Raw genomic sequence first — 18,820 nt, 5'->3', positions numbered from 1 at the left:
TAGAAACGTTTGGAAATGAGGTTATCGCTTTGAAAATGGTACATGTCTCCGTAAAGCGTCCCGTCGGGGTCATTATGATTGTTCTCGCTGTTATTGCGCTTGGAATTGTTTCTCTGCGTAACCTGGCAATCGAACTATTCCCCAAAATCGATTTGCCTGTAGCTGTTGTTGCAACTACATACGGTGACTCGGCTTCAGCTGATGTAGAGAAACTGATTAGCCGTCCGATTGAAGGTGCGGTTAGTTCAGTAGAAGGAATTGAGAAGGTTCAGTCCCAATCACAACCCGGATCATCTCTCGTTATCATGATGTTCAAAAATGGGACAAATCTTGACCAGGCCCTTCTTGATGTCAGGGAAAAGGTGGATCAGGCAAAAGGAGGACTTCCCGATGGTGCAGGCACACCGAATATTATGCGGTTTAGCCCGGATCAGCTGCCTGTCATGTGGATCAGTCTTGCCGGCAAGGACGCCGAAAGCCTGACGCAGATTGCTGAGGATCAGGTAATTCCTTACTTTGAGCGGCAAACAGGTGTCGCATCTGTAACAGCAGAAGGCGAGAAAGAACGAGAAATCCAAATCATCCTGGATGAAAACAAAATGCATGAAAAAGGAATCGATGCCCAGGTTGTCCGCCAGGCATTGAACAGTGCCAATCATGCCAGTTCAGTTGGGACGATTCAAAAAGGTACAAAAGATCTTCAACTCCGGGTGACTGGTGAATTTGTGAATATCGAAGAAATCCGTTCAACTGTTGTCCAGAATGGCAGAGGGGAAAGATTGCATCTCTCTGATATCGCCAAAGTGGATGATGCATACAAAAAGGCGAGTACTGTAACACTCGTAAACGGGAAGCCTTCAATCGTCCTTTCCATTATGAAGAAAACAGACAGCAATATCGTAGAAGTAGCGGATGAAATGCACGCTGCACTCGGTGATTTGAAAAAAGATTTGCCGCAAGGGGTCAAGACAAAAGTTGTTCTCGATTCCTCTGATTTTATCCGGGTGTCAATTGATTCAGTCATCCAGAATATGATTATTGGCGGTCTGATTTCTGTTATAGTTCTGCTTCTGTTCTTGAAAAGTGTACGGGCGACACTCGTTATCGGCCTGTCGATTCCGATTGCAATTATTTCCACATTTGCCCTCATGTACTTTACAGGTGAAACGCTGAACGTTTTAACGCTTGGAGGCCTTGCACTTGGAATCGGGATGATGGTCGACAGTTCCATTGTCATTCTTGAACATATCTATTCATACAGACAGCGCGGTTTCTCTCTGTATGAATCAGCAACTAAAGGAGCTTCTGAGCTTGCACCTGCCGTTATCGCTTCAACGACGACGACATTGGTTGTATTCTTCCCGATCATTTATGTGAAAGGGGTCGCATCGGATCTCTTTACACCGCTTGCTCTTGCGGTTTGTTATTCGTTGATCGCTTCGCTCGTTGTAGCGCTGACGCTAGTTCCAATGCTATCTTCCAAGCTGTTAGCAGCGGCGGTTGAGGATAGTGGCAGACGATACTGGTTCAATAGTGTGCTCAATTGGTTCACGAATAAATATCAGGGAGCGCTCAAAAAAGTCCTTAAGTTCAGAAAGACAACTATTTTTGTAACACTCGGGCTCACTGTGGCAAGTCTTTTCCTAATTCCTTTCATTGGCGCGGAATTCTTGCCGTCGAGTGATCAGGGGCAGCTGCAGATTAAGGTGGAAACACCACCAGGCAGCTCTTTAAAGCATACGAAGAATATTACTGACGAAGTAAATGCGAAGTTGGAAAAGCATAGAGACATCATCACGACGAATTATACAAGTGTTGGTGGCGGTGGTTTTGGAAGGATGGGCGGAACGAGTAATGAAGCGACGTTCCGTATCGAACTTGTCCCGGCAGCTGACAGAACCATTTCAACTGATGCATTGATCCAGCAGCTCAATAAAGAGATGCGTAGTATCAAAGGAGCCGATATCGCAATAAGCGGAGCGGAAGAAGGAATGGGTACTGGAAGTCCGGTTCAAATCGAGTTGCATGGCCTGGAACATGAGGAGCTGCGCTATCTGTCAGATCGTGTACTCCGTGAAATTGCAGATGTGAAAGGTGTTCGCAACCCGGAATCTTCCGTTACAGCTGCAGTACCGCAGATGGCGATTCAAGTGGATGAGGAGAAAGCTGCTGACTATGGTCTGAATGAGGAAGCAGTAGCCAGTCAGGTCGAAGCGCATTTCAATGGTCAATTTGCGACGCGCTACCGTGAAGCGGGCCATGAGATGGATGTGACACTCTATTATCCGAAAGAAAACAGACAGAGTATCAAAGACCTGAAAAATATTGATATTGAAACGCCGGCGGGCACAACAGTCAAGTTGGAAGATATCGCCTTTATGGAGGAACAGGAAGGCCCAGTCACACTGTTGAGGCAAAATCAACAGCCGCAAATCAACATCACAAGTGAGATTGGCGGAGGCAGAGACTTGAAAAGTGTAACGAAGGATATTGAGAGCCGTCTCGATACGATAGATTTCCCAGACGGTTACGGATATGAAATTGGTGGCCAGGCAGCCGACATGGAAAAATCATTCCATGACCTTGGTTTGGCGCTCATATTCTCGATTTTCCTCGTCTATGCTGTAATGGCTGTTCAATTTGAGAACTTCCTCTATCCGTTCATTATCATGTTCGCGATGCCTGCTACGACAATTGGGGTATTCGGAGGTTTGTTCATCACCGGATTGCCGTTGAGTATACCAGCTCTAATTGGAGTGATCATGCTTGCCGGGATTGTCGTGAACAACTCAATTGTTCTTGTGGACTATATCAATATACTGCGACGCAACGGCATGAGTCGATATGAGGCAATTCTTCATGCTGGACCGAGCAGGCTTCGTCCGATTCTTATGACGACACTCACAACTGTGCTCGGCATGGTTCCCCTCGCACTTGCACTTGGAGAAGGGGCGGAAACACAGCAGCCCCTTGCCGTCACAATCATTTTTGGACTGACGGTATCGACGATCTTTACATTGCTATTCGTTCCAGTTGTCTATACATTGCTTGACGACCTCTCGGATAAAGTGATGAAGAAGAGAAAAGAGAAAGCTGCGGAACAGGAATAAATATAATAGGGAGCTGCCCTTAAGTCATTATATAGACTTAAGGGCAGCTCCCTTTTTGTAATGTGAAGTCCGCAACTTCAGCGCATCAATTTTCTTTCTCTTTCCTTATCTCTCTTCTGCTTCCTCTGTTTATCTATAATCTGTTTGGCTACCTCAGAGAAAACAAGACCAAGTGCAATCGCACCGGACAGGAGCATAACTTTTGTCGCAAGCTGAAGGCCGAGATTGTAGTCATCCTCAACGAATTGGCGCATCGCATTGTATGCAAGTCCTCCCGGAACAAGGGGGATGATGCCTGCTACGTTGAAGATGATGATTGGAATCTTGTAAAATCTGGCTGCCAGTTGGCTGAGTACCCCGACAAGCAAAGCTGCTGCGAGTGTAGCCCCGACGGCGTCCATCTCACTTTCATGAAGTAAATAATATAAAATCCAGCCGAGCATACCGATCGTTCCGCATTGGACGAGTGTCCGTTTTGGCGCGTTGAACAAAATCGCAAAGCCGGCTGAAGCGATAAAACTCGTTACGAGTTGGGCAATGATATCAAGCATGTGCTCCTCCTTAAATGAAAGACAGTACAACCGCAATACCTGAGCCGATTGCGAAAGCTGTAAGAACTGCCTCGGCGCCTTTTCCCATCCCGGAAAGCAGATGTCCTGCCATCAGGTCACGGACAGCATTCGTTATGAGCAAACCAGGTACGAGGGGCATGACGGCTCCGATAATGATGATGTCCATTGAGACGCCGAGCCCGGTTTTTATGAATAGGACAGCGAGCACGCCAATGACAAAGCTTCCAAAGAAGTCTGCGATAATCCTTACATCAATCATTGACGCAATCCAGAGTACAACGGTATATCCAATCCCGCCTGCTGCACAAGCTGGAAGGAAGTCCGGCCATGTACCGTTGAACATAATCGCGAAACAGCCACTAAGCAATGCAGCTGCGATGATTTGTATCCACTCGGGAAAAGCGAGCCTTGCTTTCTCAATCTCTTTTAAAAGACGAAATGCTTCTATCGCATCAAGGCCGCCTTCATCAATTTTTCTTGAAATGCTGTTCACTTCTGTGATTTTATGCAAATCCGTCGATCGTTCAGACACCCGGATTGTATTCGAAGGGTCTGCGAAGCCAGTAGAAAAGTTGATCCCTGTCGGTGTTACGTAACTTTGAGCATTGCGCAAACCATAAGCCGAAGCAATCCGATTCATCGTATCCTCAACTCTGTACGTCTCCGCTCCGCTCTTCAGCATGATTTTTCCGGCCAGTGTACAAACACGTGCGATAAATAATTTATTCTCCATACTTCATTCCTCCAGGCGGAATCACTTCTCCGTTCCGTCATGATGCGTCCCTAATTATAAGCTGAACAGGGTGGCATTGAAAGTAAAAAATACCTTACAAAAACTTGTACCTACATTAAATAGTCCTTGCAGGAAAAAAATGGGCGGGTTTCATCTTTTGAAAATACGGCTATACATTACCACAACCACATAAACACTGAATTCCAAAAATATTAGGAGGCTACAACATTATGATGAATGACAACAAAAGGTATATTGGAACTTATCGCAGTGAACGTGAATTGCTTAATAAAATCAATGAAATGAAGGCGCAAGGTTTTAAAGAAGATGATTTGTACGTAGTTGCAAACAATGAAGATAAAGTATCTATGGTTAGAGGCCAAACTGATGTTGATTTGACATCCCCGGAAAATACGAGCTGGATGCACAAGTTCAAGAGTTACTTCACAGGAGAAGAACCTGTTATGGAAGCACTATCCGGCATGGGCTTTTCCGATGAAGAAGCGAGACGCTACTATAGCGAAGCACAAACGGGCGGCCTGCTTCTATTCGCTGACCGTGACCAAGGTAAACGTTTCGATGAAAAGAGAACAGGACTTCACGGCAAGGGAATGGATACAGCGAATTCTCGTGTAGATGAGGATCCTCTTGTAACTGGCGCTCCGAACCTCCATCAAAGAGTAGGTGCCGAAGCAGTTCTGGATAGAGACACGGAAGCAGAAAGAGGCAGATTGCACAAAACTCGAGAGGAACGTCTGAATGAGACGCTCGGCGCAGATACAACGAAACCTTTCCATTCAGGAATTGGTCGAGACGTTAATAAAGATACAAGAGCAACAGGTCTAGGCGATGACAATCTGATTGGCAGAGATGCTACTGATATGGGTGCTGGTATGGGCACTGGTCTTGGTGCTGACAAAGTCGAGCCATTCCGTAAAGGCCCTGCATTGCGCAATAATGAAGATGAGCAGAAAATGCGTCTGCATGAAGAACGCCTGAATGTTGACAAGAACATGGTAGAAACCGGTGAAGTCAATGTTAACAAACATGTAGAAACGGAGCGTCAGCAAATGGACGTGCCTGTTCAACGTGAAGAAGTGCATATTGAGCGCCGCCCTGTAAACGAGACACCAGCAAATGGTCATGAAGTATTCGATGACGGAGAGAACATTCATATTCCGGTGAAACAGGAAAAGGTGGACGTTACGAAACGCCCAGTAGTCAATGAAGAAATCGTCATTGGCAAGCAAAAAGTCGTGGATACAGAACATATCGACGAAACAGTCCGACGTGAGAAAGCGGACATCGACCGGACTGGTGATACAAATGAAGCTAATTTGACAAATAAACGCCGTGATGACAGAGATCCTCTTCTTTAATTCATGAGCGAAGAAAAACAGCTGTTCCGCATTTTACGGGCAGCTGTTTTCTATGAAAAGAAAATAGGAGGTAAGAACAGATGGAACATGAAAAGAAATATATCGGTACGTATCGAAATGAACAGGAAGTTCTCGAGAAGATCCATGAACTGAAGCAAGAAGGATACAATGGATCGGATATCTATGTCGTTTCTCATAAAGCGGATGACATCCAGATGGTCCGGGGACGCACGGATGTGGAACTTGAAGTCGCAGACCAAGGCAGTCTCTTTGAGCAGCTAAAAGCTTTCCTTAGAGGAGATGCACCGGTACGTGAAGCTTTCGAGCGCATGGGCATCCCCACACGCAAGGCAGAAGATTTTGCGAGGGAGTCACGTGAAGGCTATATTCTCGTATTCGTTGATCGTGACTACAGCCGACTGCATGCCGGTGAAAGCAATAATCTAGATGGCACTGGAATTGGACAAAGAAGACCGATTAACAAAGATCCGATGGACGCCTACAGTTCGAAGGTCGGAGCGGAAGCAGCAATGGAACAGGACCGCGCCATCAAGGACAAGGAGTTGCAGCGCAAGATTGGAAAAACGCCACATAAAGACATTGCTGAGAATCGTCCGAAATCAGGATTGGGCAGTCATGTGGGAGAAGATTCCGGTGCCGGTATTGTCGGTGAAGCACAACATGCGGATGAGGAAGAGCGCAGCATCGTCAGTCCAGACAGCCGTAAAAAATATTAGAAAACAAACAGCAGAACGCAAAAGCATCCTAAAGATGCGCTGCGTTCTGCTGTTTTTCTTGTTCATAAAAATAATCAATGAGCTGTTCACTTGAATGGCCATTTGAGTATGTATTCCAGTCTGAGCTGAAGTGAGTAATTCTTTCAAAATCAAAATCATTACCTCTGATCTCTCTTATAATCTCTTCTGTCATGGCGACGACTGGACCGGGAACGAGTGATTCATAGTTTTCCCAGAAACCACGTGAGTGCTCATAGTCGACGAGATCATAGGCGTGAAAAATCATCGGCCTTCCAAGCAATGCATACTCAAAAGGAATGGAAGAGTAGTCGCTGATTAAAATATCAGCAGCGGCAAGCAATTCACTAATGTCTGGATAGCTGGAAACATTTCGAACGAAGCCTTCATTTGATACATCCAAATCGACTTCCACAGCAGGATGCAGTCTCAGCAGCAACACATGAGTATCACCAAGTGCCTTTTCCATCGCTTTCAAATCAATTGCGAGCTTCGAAATTTGTAATTCTTCATCACGATACGTCGGGGCATATAGGATGATTTGCTTGTCAGGCAAGTCATATGTTGCCCTGACTCTCCCGTTGCTTCTCATAAGCGCTTCACCATTAAAGAAGAAGTCAGTTCTCGGAACACCAGTCCGAAGCAGCCTGCTGTCATCCACATCAAATGCATCTTTAAAAATATCTGCCATTTTCTCAGACCCGCAAACAATGTGAGTGAACGTATCATACACTTTTCGGAAGCGCCGATGAGCTCGGGGAGATCTTCTTTCAATAGAAGAATCCTTGAGTCCAAAACGCTTGATCGCCCCTGCTGCATGCCACAACTGTACACAACGAACACCTGAGCGGAATGGCTTCGCTGCAAGCCAGCCGAAATAATTATCGACAAAAACAGTCCGGCTCGTCGCAATGAGCCTCATGCTGTTCAGCCATCTAAACGGATTTCTCAGACTGAACTGAATCAGGTAGTATCTCCCAGATTTCTTCAGTTGTAGTTTATCTAATGGGAATGTGCAAAGTATATGAATCTCTTCGTCGGTTTTTCTTGCAAGCGCTTCAGCTACATAAGCGTTATTTTCTGGAAAAGAAGCGACAAGAACAGTTCTTTCCCGCAGTGGTAAAATGCGGAATATAATAAACAAGACCCGGCAAAAGAAGAGGTATATGGAAATTACGAGCTCTCTAAACATCTTTAACACGCGACATAACAGCCGTTTCCTTCAATTTTTTCATCTTTTTAAACCCTCCGGTAATAGGAATTTCAATCTATGATACTACTATATGAACTGCCAAAACAAGTTGCTGAAAAAGGTCGCATATCATAAAAATGTATACTTTGGTATAGAAAAAACATGCCATTAAAGGTAAGATAGACTAGAAGCAGACAGATGGCACAATCAACCAAGACATAAATAGGGTGACCGGGCAGTTTCGGCCAATCGAACTACAACTTGGTCGGATTTTCCATGTTTTCCAGAAAACAATCTACGTGTCATTCACTCTCAGGCAGATTCTGCAAGCGATACAGTTTAATTGGCATTAAAGGCCAGCTGCATATATGTTCATGCGATAGCATTAATTGGCTACTCATTTAAATGGGAGGCTGGAGGTGAATTGACGGACAAGCAGCAACGCGCGACTGCCAATTCAGTACAGGAGGTAACAATGAAAAAGTTTGTATCGATTTCATCAGCTATTGCGATCACATTCGGAATGGCTGTGCCGACATCCGCACTGGCGGCCGAAAAGCCCGCTCAAAATGAAGCAATCCAGATTACAGATCAACTTAATAGCAATCATTCGACTACAGCAGAAGATACATCAGCTGCAACAACGGAAGGTCAGTTCGACATTACAGATGCGAGCTGTCTTGGCCGGATCAGTGAAGCGGGTATTCTCCTTTATGAAGTGCCCGGTGAAGAACAGAATGCACACGAAGCTGACGAGGCTCTTCTGAATAAATCGTACTATATAACGAAGCAAACAGAAGTAAATGGTGAAACATACTACGAGCTTCAAAGTGATCTTACTGAAGAAGCCGAAAAAATCGGATGGGCAAGAGAATCCGATATTGAAAGTTTCCAGTTTGAGAAGCTTGAAGTGATTGATGGAGAATCAGTTCTTCTGATCGAGGGAGCTAAGCTATACAAAGAGCTGCCTTGGAAAGGCGAGGGAGCGGAGACAGAAGAGGTCGAAGCGAACAAAGAACAGTCCTATGTTGTGAAAACTGCTGTCAAATACTCCGGCAAGACTTGGTATGAAGCAGAAGAACAGGCAACAGGCGCCAAGTTCTGGGTAGACGCCGAACAGACTGAGAAAAGCAGCGCTCAGGAAGAAGCTTCAACACAAAAGGACAAAACTACAGCCTCAGCACAAGAGGATAAAACGGCATCGGCAGAACAAAACAAGCCTGCTGTTGAAAAAGATACAGAGCAAAAAGCTCAAGTGCAAAGCCTCGAGCCAAAAGCACGCAAAGCGACAGTAGCCAAATCCGCGAAAGTCATTACGCCGGTCGAGACCGCAACAAGCCGTCTCGGGCAAATCAGCTCCACTAATACAGTCATCTACAAAGAAATCGGTAACGATTCGACAAGCTTTAAGGCGGGTTCTACATACACGGGAACAGCCTACTACATCAAGAAGCAAGCCTCTTATGGAGATAAAACATACTACTTGATCAGCAACAAACCAAGCAGCACAACGGGTACAATCGGCTGGGTGGCATCCGGTGATATTAAAACCTATGCCCATACAGGTGTTGATCGTGAGAAGAAACTGCTTCGTTTCAAAGGTACAGGTGTTGCTTATACAAGAGCATGGGGAGGACCAAAACTCCTTGTCGGTAGTCTGTCTTCTTACAAAGGTCAGCAGTTCACGGTCAATTTGACTGAAAAAGTCGGTAATAACATCTGGTACAGAGGACAGCTGAACGGACGAAATGTATGGGTTCATTCCAGTCACTTGGAAAAGGCCATTACACAATCTTCCGAATCTGCAACGAGCCGTCTCGGCCAGTTGAAAAACGCGAATGTTCTCATCTACGCAACAGCGGGCGATGAGTCCACAGCAAAGAAAGCAACAACTAAGTATACAGGTACAAGCTTTTACATTAAAAAGCAGGCAGATGTGGATGGAACTCTATTCTATTTGATTAGCAATCGCCCAAGCAGTACATCCGGCATCATTGGCTGGGTGAAGTCTAGTGATCTTACATCCTATGTGCACAAGAGCTACAGCAAGAAGAAGATGAGTGCCACGCTTAAAGGCTCAGGCGTTGCTTACAACAGAGCATGGGGCGGTAAGAAGAACCTCGTTTACAGCAGTCTATCCAGCCTGAAAGGTGCAGATTTCCAGATCAACCTTACTGAAACGGTTGGTAAGAACAAGTGGTACCGCGGTATTCTTCAAGGACAGCAAGTCTGGATTCATTCTGCCCATCTGAATCTTGTCGGTCAGACATCCAACACAGTGAAAGACGTTACACGCACTTACGCTCAGTATCAGAAGACATTGCAGCAGATGGTTGATATGCAAATGGTGAAAAACCCACAGACTGACTATCGCTACGGTCTTTGGATTTCAGGTGATGCGTTCAAAACCGTCAAAGATGGAAAAGGAACGGTCAAATCGGCTTATAACATTCGTCGCGGTCCAGGTACAGCATATGGCGTCCAGAAAGTCGCCAATACAGGAGAAGTTCTTCCAATTATGGCGAGCGAGAATGTGAATGGAGTTGTCTGGTATCAAGTTGGTGTACGTAGCGGCTGGGGAACAGCTGAGCGCTATCACGTTGAATACTATATGGATCCGTCCAATTTCCTTGGCGATCTGCAGAGCTCTCTGCAATTCGCGGATCTCTCATCTTCAGCTGGCCTTGATGCGAATGAAGTGAACGAGAAGATTCTAAAAGGAAAGGGAATTCTTGAAGGCAGAGGTGCCGATTTTATTGAAGCAAGCAGACAATACGGCGTCAATGAAGTATATCTCATCTCCCATGCCCTTCTGGAAACCGGCAACGGAACATCGAGTTTGGCAAACGGTAATGTCTACGGTAATACGGGTGTCAAAGTTTACAATATGTACGGCATCGGAGCAATAGACAGTGATGCATTAAATGGCGGTATAAAAACGGCCTACAATAATGGCTGGGACACACCGCGAAAGGCAATTATCGGCGGAGCTAAATTTGTCGGTGAGAACTATATTTACAGAGGTCAGAACACTTTGTACAAAATGCGTTGGGACGTTGACTATGCTGACAAAAACAGTTCTGTCTGGCACCAGTACGCAACAGATATCGGTTGGGCATATAAGCAAACGAGTAAAATGTACGCTCTTTACAGCCTTGTCGATAACTACAAAATCGATCTGATCATTCCTAAATTCAACTAACCCAGTCCTACAAGTGGATAAACAGACCAGAACAGTTTGCGAGTAACTGTTCCCAGGTCTGTTTTCCTTTTTAAAACTGTTATATTACAGTCAGGTTACAATTGGTTAACAATCTTGTTATTTTGAACACATTTACCCAGAAATATCCGATTATAAACAAGAGACGACAATTTTTACCATACTGAAGGAGGAAATCATGAGAAAGTCGGCAGTATTCATCGCTTCTTTTCTACTATTCTCGTCAATCGGTTCCGGAGCAGCATTCGCTGAAACAGCAGTAAGCGAGAAAGTAAATCCCGAAACAGGCATCAAGGAAGGCACAGTTGTCAATGGAGTAGACATCGGTAAGCTCAGCAAGGACGAGCTGAAGTACATTCCGAAAGCTTGGCGTGACGGATCAGAAAAGAATCCAAGTGAACATGAAGAAGAGACACCTCAGCCAAGAGTAGCCAGATCCGCTGCTTATCCAAATGTGAACAGCTATATCGACAGCAAGAATCTACCGACAGCAACTGTAGCAAAAAGCTACAAAGGCTTTCCGAAGTTCAGCTATCGTTACAATAAGCCAGAGGGTGTCGTAGCTCATGAAACTGCGAACCCGAATTCAACAATTGACGGCGAAATCGCCTATATGACACGCAACTACAACAACGCCTTTGTCCACGCATTCGTAGATTCAGGCAATGTTATTGAGATTCACCCGACGAATTATGGTGCATGGGGCGGCGGCTATTATGCCAACCAACGTTTCATACACGTTGAGCTTGTAAGAGAGGCCACTTTTGACAAATTCGCACGTTCTATCAACAACTACGCGAATTACTTGGCAAGCTTGCTCTATCAGTACAACCTGCCAGTAACAAGTGCTGAAGGTAGCGGCAGCGGGACACTTTGGTCGCACAATGCAGTAAGCAGATACCTTGGCGGAACGAATCATACCGATCCAATCGGCTACTTCTCCCAGTATGGCTATTCATGGACTCAGTTCACATGGCTCGTACAGGCGAAGTACAGAGATATCGCTTCACAAGACGTACAGCAGACAGCTTTGAAAGAAGCGAAGACAAGCAAACTTGGCCAAATTAAGAGCAAAGATGCTGTAATCTATAAGTCTCCTGATACAGATGAAGGTTCATTCAAGGCAGGAACTACGTATACGGATCGTACTTATTTCATCAAACAGCAAGCGACTCTAAATGGCGAAACATTCTACAAGATCAGCAATAGTGCTTCCGCAACGAAGAATGTGGTCGGCTGGGTCAACAGCAAAGATGTTAAAGCATACGCTCATAAAGGCGTCGACAGAGTAGCTAAAGTCTTTTATGTAAAAGGTAAAGTTGTTGCTTATAACAGAGCGTGGGGAGCGAAGAAGAACCTCGTTTTCAACGATTATGACCATCAAGACCAGCTATTTGAAGTGAACTTGACTGAAAAAGTCGGCAACAATGTATGGTACAGAGGTATGCTAGATGGACAGCAAGTCTGGATCCACTCCTCATGGGTGGAGCCAGGCGATGGTTCCAATCATGAGCATAAGACAAGCCGTCTTGGCCACATCAAAAATGGCAGTGTGAAGATCTATGCAACACCAGGCGTTGATAAAACAGCATTGACTGCAGGAACGAAGTACACAAATCAAGTCTACTATATTAAGAAACAAGCATATAAGGACAAAACACAGTACTACTTGCTTACAACAAGAGCATCAGCAAGCAAAGGACTTGTCGGCTGGGTCCGCGCAAGTGACTTGACTACACACAGCCACCTTGGTGTTGATCGTGAGTCTAAAGAAAAAAAACTCCTCGGCAAAGGCGTTGCCTACAATAAAGCTTGGGGCGGCAAGAAAAACCTTGTCTACAGCGACTTGTCAGGATTCAAAGGTGCCACTCTTTACGTTAATTTGACTGAAAGCGTCGGCAAAAATATTTGGTATCGCGGTACACTAAATGGGAAAACAGTCTGGATTCATTCCAGTCATATACAGTAAGAAGAAAAATGGCTTTATCCATAACGGATAAAGCCATTTTTTTAATGTGCAGCAGGTCCTTGATAATGATTGTATGCATCAAGTGCAAGTGTTACGCCTTGAGCGAATGCAGCGCCTCCGCCAAGTGCTGCTGAGATAGCAACTGTTTCCATAATTTCCGCCTCAGTCGCTCCTGCCTCAGCTGCTCCTTTAGCGTGATAAAGGATGCAATACTCATCCTGCTTCGTAATGCTGATACCTAGAGCAGTGAGCTGTTTTTGCTTTTTATCAAGTGCACCTTCTTCGAAACAGGCCTCTGTAAAGTTGAAGTAAGCTCCGGCTACTTCAGGCAATGCCTCATGCAAGTGACTGCTGCCTTTTTTGTAATCCATTATTGATTGATCAATTGAATGATGATTGGACATATCCATACTTTTCACCTCATTTAACATTTACTCCATAGAAGCTTCTGCCATTTCATTTATGATTATGTATGATGTTCCATTAATTTTTTGAGTTAAATCTTTAGATAGCGGGTAATTAAAGATGAATTCGTCCATGGCATTACAATGGGTGGACCGCTCTTGCAGAAGCTTCGACAAGTTCGTCGTTGCATTATGATGGGTGGATGGGTAAAATAAAGACTATTGGACAATTGGTTACAGGTTCCAGCCATTAGCATGGGGGAAATAATATATGAAATCAGCATTAATTGTACTGAAAGAACAACTTGAGAACTTCTATCTGATCAGGCGCCTATCGATTTATGAACTGATCAGCAAAAACAGAAGCAACTACCTTGGGATCCTTTGGGAAATTATAAACCCGGTCGTCCAGATACTCATCTACTGGTTCGTTTTCGGAAGCATTCGTCAGCGAGCAGCTGTAGAGGTCGCGCCTGGGATTAACGCTCCATTCATTAACTGGATGCTTGTCGGCTTTATCCTATGGACATTCTTCTACCAGTCGACGATTCAAGGATCAAAATCCATTTATACAAGGCTGCGCATGCTCTCCCGGATGAACTTCCCGATGAGTGTCATTCCTGCCTATATCATTGTTTCACATTTATATGTGCATCTGTTCATGCTCGTCATCGCGATACTCATCTTCCAGCTGTCGGGATTCTACATCAATATTTATTATTTGCAGCTGATTTATCTTCTAGTCGGGACGACAGCATTGGTTTATGCAATTGCGCTCGTCACTTCGACACTGTCCACGATTGTCCGCGACTTGCATATGCTCCTTAACGCTACATTGCGCATGGGACTCTATTTGTCGCCGGTACTCTGGCAGATGACGACGGTTCTCTCGGGACCGGTTGCAACGCTTTTGAAGCTGAACCCGCTCTACTATCTGATCGAAGGCTACCGTGCCGCATTCTTTGGAACCGGCTGGTATTTCCTCGAGCATTGGCAGTATACACTTTATTTCTGGGCGGTTGTCATCCTTATCTTCCTCTTCGGTGCGAAGCTGCACGTGAAGTTCCGCCGCCATCTGATCGACTATCTGTAAAGGCCGTGATGAACTATGAAGGCTATTGAAGTAAAAAATGTTATTAAAAAATACAAATTGTATGAGAACCAGAAAGAGCGTCTGCTCGATCTTCTGCTCCCAAAGAATTACGGCGATGACTTCTTCGCACTTGCGGATGTAAGTTTCACCGCCGACAAGGGAGATGTCGTCGGTTTCGTCGGCATCAACGGATCGGGTAAGTCGACTTTGTCCAATATCATTGCTGGCATTGTGCCACCGACTACAGGCGAAGTGAAGCTGAACGGAGAGGCAGCGCTTATTGCTGTAGCCTCTGGACTCAAAGGTGAATTGTCAGGCCGAGACAACATTGAACTGAAAATGCTCATGCTCGGTTTCAGACGTGAAGAGATTAAAGAGCTAGAACCTGAGATCATTGAATTCGCAGAGCTGGAGAAATTCATCGACCAGCCCGTCAAATCATATTCGAGCGGGATGAAATCACGTCTCGGTTTCGCCATTTCGGTCACAATCAATCCGGACATCCTTATTATTGATGAAGCGCTCTCGGTCGGTGATAAAGCTTTCGCTGAGAAAAGCCTAGCAAAAATGAAGGAATTCAAAGCAGCCGGTAAGACGATGATTTTCGTCAGTCACTCAATCGGCCAGATGAAGCGTTTCTGTGATAAAATCCTATGGCTGGAATATGGCATGGTTAAAGACTATGGCCCTGTTGATGAAGTTTTGCCGAAATATGAGGAATTCGTCAATAGTTTCCGCAAGATGTCCAAAAAAGAGAAAGACGCCTATAGGCAGAAAGCGGCCGAGCGACAGAATGAACGGCTCGCTGCAAAGCGCAGAACTTTGAGAAGAAAGCGCTAAGCCATTAGAGAAAAGAAGCCATGATTCCAAGTAACTGTGGAGTCATGGCTCTTTCTTTTGCCCTATTTTAAACTGAAATTGTATAATTTAATATGACTGTGATGTAAGAATGCATTTTTTTGATTATACTTAATGAATAAGCAGTATTATGCTGCGGCAAATTGTTTAAAATAGGAGTTTTCAAATGAGTTCAAAAAGAAGGTTGAGAGAATATATTTCACTGAGGCAGAAGGATGACAGAATTTCCATGTCTATTCGCCTTGCCAATCGTGATTATACGATCAGGCAGCTTGTTTTCTTATCAAGAAATGAAGAACAGCATACTTACACAATAGACGCCACCGGAAAGCAAGACGACGAGTATCAATTCTCCTTCCGACTGTCCGATCATCCTGGCCTGTATGAAACAGAAGAAGATGTCTATAATCTGTTCATACTTGTACGCGTACCGAAAGACATGATTAATGAAGAGAAATTGGAAAATAACGCAGATCGCTACAAGCTTGGAACAGATGAATCAGGAATGGAATACGCAGAATATCTAATCCGGCTCGGCCGATTCGAAGAGACGAATACGAGCAAGCTTCCGCTGGTGGAAATTGACGGGAAGAGTTGTGCCTTTTTCAAAACACTGAAAGGCAACATCTCATACTCTGTAAACAATGAATTAAAATCCAATACAAAGACACAGATCAACAAGATGAAAATGAAAAAAGGCATTCTCCGTCTGGAAACAAAAATTTTCACGAAAAATTCATGGATTGAATCATGCCGCATCGTTTTCAAAAGCCGGGAAAGCGGGGAGGAGTTCGGAACCCCGATTGGCTATACTCATATAATTGAAGAAACTGTTCGTAAATTCGGTCTGAACCGATACATAATCAAAGGTGATATCAATCTGAATGAGCTGTTGGCACCGTATCTGCAGGAAAGCGGGATATTCGATATCTACTTTGAGATGACATACCATGACATTCAGGAACCAGTCATCGTCAGAGTAGGCAAACCACGCTTCCGGGCACGCTTCCGCATTCAGCCATCCTCTTTGTCCAAAGGGTCGGATACATACACGGTTAGCCCTTATTACACATTCAAGCAGAAGAATCTGTCCTTGGAATTGGAAAAGTTCACGACAGAGAACTACCGCTACATGAAGAAGATGATGAAGCGCTATAAGATAATTCGTCCGTTCCAATTGAAAAAGGATATATGGCTCATCGGTGAGCGTCCATACAAAGCTCAGGATACCGGGTATAATTTCTTCAAATATATGAGAGAGAACCATCCTGAGAAAAACGTCTACTATGTCATTGATGAGGAATCTCCTGAACGCAAAAATGTGGAGAAGTACGGTAACATCTTGTTCCATAAATCGAAGGAGCATATTTATCATACACTGATGGCTAACCGAATTGTCGGTTCGCACCATCCCGACTATTTGTATCCGCTCCGTTCTGAGCAATTCAAGAAAAAGGTCAAAGCACCAAAGGTATTCCTGCAGCACGGAGTTCTTGGCACAAAGAACATGACGAATCTGTATGGTGCCGAGTCGGCAAGCTTTGAAACAGATCTCTTCCTTGTAAGCTCCGATCGTGAGAAAAGAATGGTCGTCAATGATTTTGGCTATAAACCGAATGAAGTCAAAGTTACAGGACTTTCACGTTTTGACAGCCTGTTTGCAGATGATGTGCCTCAAAAAAGGCAGTTGTTAATTATTCCGACTTGGCGGGATTGGCTCGTTAATGAGGAACAATTTGTTGAGAGCGAATACTTTGAGCGCTATCGGAACTTAGTGAACAGTTCGGTATTGCATAAGCTCGCTCAACAATATGATTTTGAAATTGTCTTTTGCCTGCATCCGAATATGCAGAATTTCACACCATTTTTCGAAGATGCGCCAGTGCGTGTTATCAGCCAAGGAGAAGTCGATGTGCAAGTGCTGCTTAAAGAGAGCGCTATGATGATTACCGACTATTCAAGCGTAGCCTTTGATTTCAGCTTTCTTGGAAAACCGGTCATTTACTATCAATTTGACAGAGGCCGTTTCATTGGAAGAAAAGGTTCCCATCTTGATCTTGACGCTGACCTTCCTGGGGAAATTTTATACACAGAAGAAGAAGTGCTTGATCAGCTGACGGAGTATGCAGCAGATAATTTCCGGATGCTTCCGGAATATGAGGAACGCGCATCGAGGTTCCTCAAGTACAAAGATGAGAAATCATCAGATCGTATATATGCAGCAGTAAAGAGTGCGGCGAGACGTACGCTTACGGAAAGAATGATACAGAGGAATGAGTTTGTCCGAATGTTCATCAATCGCTTCAGAAGAGGAAGATTCTACTTCCCAATGATGAAACGATATTACCGTTTTGCGAAGAAGTTCATCAAGCCGGACGAGCAGCTGATCTTGTTCGAAAGCGGTCTTGGCAAGCAGTATTCCGACAGTCCGCGCTACATTTATGAAGAAATTGTCAAGCGAGGTCTGCCATATAAAAAGGTATGGGTCTACAATAAGAAGGTACGTCGTTTCGCTGATGACGATACCATTTTCATCAAGCGTTTGAGCCCAGCCTACTATTACTATCTTGCCAAGGCAAAATACTGGGTGAACAATCAGAACTTCCCGACATATATTACGAAACGTCCGGAAACGACTTACTTGCAAACATGGCATGGGACACCACTCAAGAAGATGCTGTATGATCTTGAAAACGTTCATGGCAGAACCGAGGGCTATGTGGATCGTGTAGGAGCAGCGGTGAAGAACTGGGACTACCTCATTTCACCGAGTGAGTATGCGAGCAAGGCATTCCGCAGTGCGTTCCGCTATGAAGGAGAAATGCTTGAAGTCGGTTACCCGCGAAACGATATTTTCTATCGCAAGGATAAAGATGAAATAGCGAAAATCGTTAAACGAAATCTTGATATTCCGGAGGATAAGAAAGTAATCCTTTATGCACCGACTTTCCGTGATGACCAGACAGGAAAGAAGAATAGGTTCTCATTCGAACTCGCTATGGACCTTGAAAAGATGCAAGAAGAACTTGGAGATGAATACGTTCTGCTGCTTCGCATGCATGTCGTTGTCAGCAGTAAGGTCATTATCGAGGAAGAGCAACGTGAGTTTGTTAAAAATGTCTCCAGCTATCCGGATATCCAGGAGCTTATGCTGGCGGCAGATCTCATGATTACAGACTATTCCTCTGTCATGTTCGACTTTGCCAATACAGACAAGCCGTTGCTATTCTTCACATATGATCTGGAGAACTATCGGGATCATTTGCGCGGCTTCTACATTGACTTCGAAGAGGAAGCACCTGGACCGCTGCTGAACGATACCGATGAGTTAATTGCAGCTATTGAACATATTGATGAGACGAAACAGCAATATGCATCAAAATACGAACAATTCCAGAAAAAGTTCTGCCAGCTTGAAGATGGAGCGGCAGCTAGTCGTGTTGTCGATCGTATCTTTGAGTAAATAATTGAAAGTGCGATTTCCCTTTTACAATCGATGAAAGGGGAAATTGCACTTTTTTTCTGTATAATGGAA

Annotated in this window: 12 protein-coding genes; 8 read left to right on the top strand and 4 right to left on the bottom strand. The window is 44.6% G+C overall.

Annotated features, from left to right (window positions below):
- The first annotated feature begins 29 nt into the window (after positions 1 to 29).
- On the top strand, positions 30 to 3,110 hold the full coding sequence (locus QR721_RS11025) for an efflux RND transporter permease subunit (RefSeq protein ID WP_348026902.1): 3,081 nt from the start codon (positions 30 to 32) through the stop codon (positions 3,108 to 3,110).
- 77 nt (positions 3,111 to 3,187) lie between these two features.
- On the opposite strand, the gene QR721_RS11020 is transcribed toward QR721_RS11025, so the two are convergent.
- Together QR721_RS11020 and QR721_RS11015 are read right to left on the bottom strand one after the other, a co-directional pair.
- A complete protein-coding gene (locus tag QR721_RS11020) occupies positions 3,188 to 3,661 on the bottom strand; it encodes a threonine/serine exporter family protein (RefSeq protein ID WP_348026900.1) in 474 nt (157 codons plus the stop codon).
- A 10-nt stretch (positions 3,662 to 3,671) separates the two neighbouring features.
- Positions 3,672 to 4,415 (bottom strand): threonine/serine exporter family protein, encoded by a 744-nt coding sequence (locus QR721_RS11015; protein ID WP_348026899.1) that lies wholly within the window; start codon positions 4,413 to 4,415, stop codon positions 3,672 to 3,674.
- A gap of 230 nt (positions 4,416 to 4,645) precedes the next feature.
- On the opposite strand from QR721_RS11015, the gene QR721_RS11010 reads away from it, so the two are divergent.
- Both QR721_RS11010 and QR721_RS11005 read left to right on the top strand, forming a co-directional pair.
- Positions 4,646 to 5,794 (top strand): YsnF/AvaK domain-containing protein, encoded by a 1,149-nt coding sequence (locus QR721_RS11010; RefSeq protein WP_348026898.1) that lies wholly within the window; start codon positions 4,646 to 4,648, stop codon positions 5,792 to 5,794.
- Between the two features lie 80 nt (positions 5,795 to 5,874).
- Positions 5,875 to 6,531 carry a YflT domain-containing protein gene (locus tag QR721_RS11005; RefSeq protein WP_348026897.1) on the top strand — a complete coding sequence of 219 codons (657 nt, stop codon included), beginning with the start codon at positions 5,875 to 5,877 and terminating at the stop codon, positions 6,529 to 6,531.
- A gap of 28 nt (positions 6,532 to 6,559) precedes the next feature.
- Here the strand turns inward: QR721_RS11005 and QR721_RS11000 are convergent, their stop codons facing one another.
- Positions 6,560 to 7,741 (bottom strand): CDP-glycerol glycerophosphotransferase family protein, encoded by a 1,182-nt coding sequence (locus QR721_RS11000; protein WP_348029835.1) that lies wholly within the window; start codon positions 7,739 to 7,741, stop codon positions 6,560 to 6,562.
- A 475-nt stretch (positions 7,742 to 8,216) separates the two neighbouring features.
- Here QR721_RS11000 and QR721_RS10995 point away from each other — a divergent pair, with 475 nt between their 5' ends.
- Together QR721_RS10995 and QR721_RS10990 are read left to right on the top strand one after the other, a co-directional pair.
- The gene (locus tag QR721_RS10995) at positions 8,217 to 10,943 is read left to right on the top strand and encodes an N-acetylglucosaminidase (protein WP_348026895.1); all 2,727 of its coding nucleotides are present in this window, start codon (positions 8,217 to 8,219) and stop codon (positions 10,941 to 10,943) included.
- 196 nt (positions 10,944 to 11,139) lie between these two features.
- Positions 11,140 to 12,930, top strand: coding sequence for an N-acetylmuramoyl-L-alanine amidase (locus QR721_RS10990; protein ID WP_348026894.1), 1,791 nt, complete (start codon positions 11,140 to 11,142; stop codon positions 12,928 to 12,930).
- A 41-nt stretch (positions 12,931 to 12,971) separates the two neighbouring features.
- On the opposite strand, the gene QR721_RS10985 is transcribed toward QR721_RS10990, so the two are convergent.
- Complete coding sequence (locus tag QR721_RS10985) at positions 12,972 to 13,340, bottom strand: carboxymuconolactone decarboxylase family protein (RefSeq protein WP_431189500.1); 369 nt, start codon at positions 13,338 to 13,340, stop codon at positions 12,972 to 12,974.
- 265 nt (positions 13,341 to 13,605) lie between these two features.
- Here QR721_RS10985 and QR721_RS10980 point away from each other — a divergent pair, with 265 nt between their 5' ends.
- From QR721_RS10980 to QR721_RS10970, 3 genes are all read left to right on the top strand, one after another.
- Positions 13,606 to 14,427: an ABC transporter permease gene (locus tag QR721_RS10980; protein ID WP_348026893.1), complete on the top strand. Its 822-nt coding sequence runs from the start codon at positions 13,606 to 13,608 to the stop codon at positions 14,425 to 14,427.
- Positions 14,428 to 14,442: 15 nt separating this feature from the next.
- On the top strand, positions 14,443 to 15,267 hold the full coding sequence (gene tagH / locus QR721_RS10975) for a teichoic acids export ABC transporter ATP-binding subunit TagH (RefSeq protein WP_348026891.1): 825 nt from the start codon (positions 14,443 to 14,445) through the stop codon (positions 15,265 to 15,267).
- A 184-nt stretch (positions 15,268 to 15,451) separates the two neighbouring features.
- Positions 15,452 to 18,748: a CDP-glycerol glycerophosphotransferase family protein gene (locus tag QR721_RS10970; protein WP_348026889.1), complete on the top strand. Its 3,297-nt coding sequence runs from the start codon at positions 15,452 to 15,454 to the stop codon at positions 18,746 to 18,748.
- Positions 18,749 to 18,820: the final 72 nt, after the last annotated feature.

The organism is Aciduricibacillus chroicocephali, assembly GCF_030762805.1.
GTDB classification, from domain to species: Bacteria; Bacillota; Bacilli; order Bacillales; family Amphibacillaceae; genus Aciduricibacillus; species Aciduricibacillus chroicocephali.
This window is presented reverse-complemented; position numbering and strand designations above follow the sequence as displayed.

Coding starts and splice junctions, on each gene's coding strand:
- QR721_RS10970 (WP_348026889.1), top strand. CDS start 15,452: ATGAGTTCAAAAAGAAGGTTGAGAGAATATATTTCACTGAGGCAGAAG.
- QR721_RS11010 (WP_348026898.1), top strand. CDS start 4,646: ATGATGAATGACAACAAAAGGTATATTGGAACTTATCGCAGTGAACGT.
- QR721_RS11015 (WP_348026899.1), bottom strand. CDS start 4,415: ATGGAGAATAAATTATTTATCGCACGTGTTTGTACACTGGCCGGAAAA.
- tagH (WP_348026891.1), top strand. CDS start 14,443: ATGAAGGCTATTGAAGTAAAAAATGTTATTAAAAAATACAAATTGTAT.
- QR721_RS10980 (WP_348026893.1), top strand. CDS start 13,606: ATGAAATCAGCATTAATTGTACTGAAAGAACAACTTGAGAACTTCTAT.
- QR721_RS11005 (WP_348026897.1), top strand. CDS start 5,875: ATGGAACATGAAAAGAAATATATCGGTACGTATCGAAATGAACAGGAA.
- QR721_RS11020 (WP_348026900.1), bottom strand. CDS start 3,661: ATGCTTGATATCATTGCCCAACTCGTAACGAGTTTTATCGCTTCAGCC.
- QR721_RS11000 (WP_348029835.1), bottom strand. CDS start 7,741: ATGTTTAGAGAGCTCGTAATTTCCATATACCTCTTCTTTTGCCGGGTC.
- QR721_RS10990 (WP_348026894.1), top strand. CDS start 11,140: ATGAGAAAGTCGGCAGTATTCATCGCTTCTTTTCTACTATTCTCGTCA.
- QR721_RS10985 (WP_431189500.1), bottom strand. CDS start 13,340: ATGGATATGTCCAATCATCATTCAATTGATCAATCAATAATGGATTAC.
- QR721_RS10995 (WP_348026895.1), top strand. CDS start 8,217: ATGAAAAAGTTTGTATCGATTTCATCAGCTATTGCGATCACATTCGGA.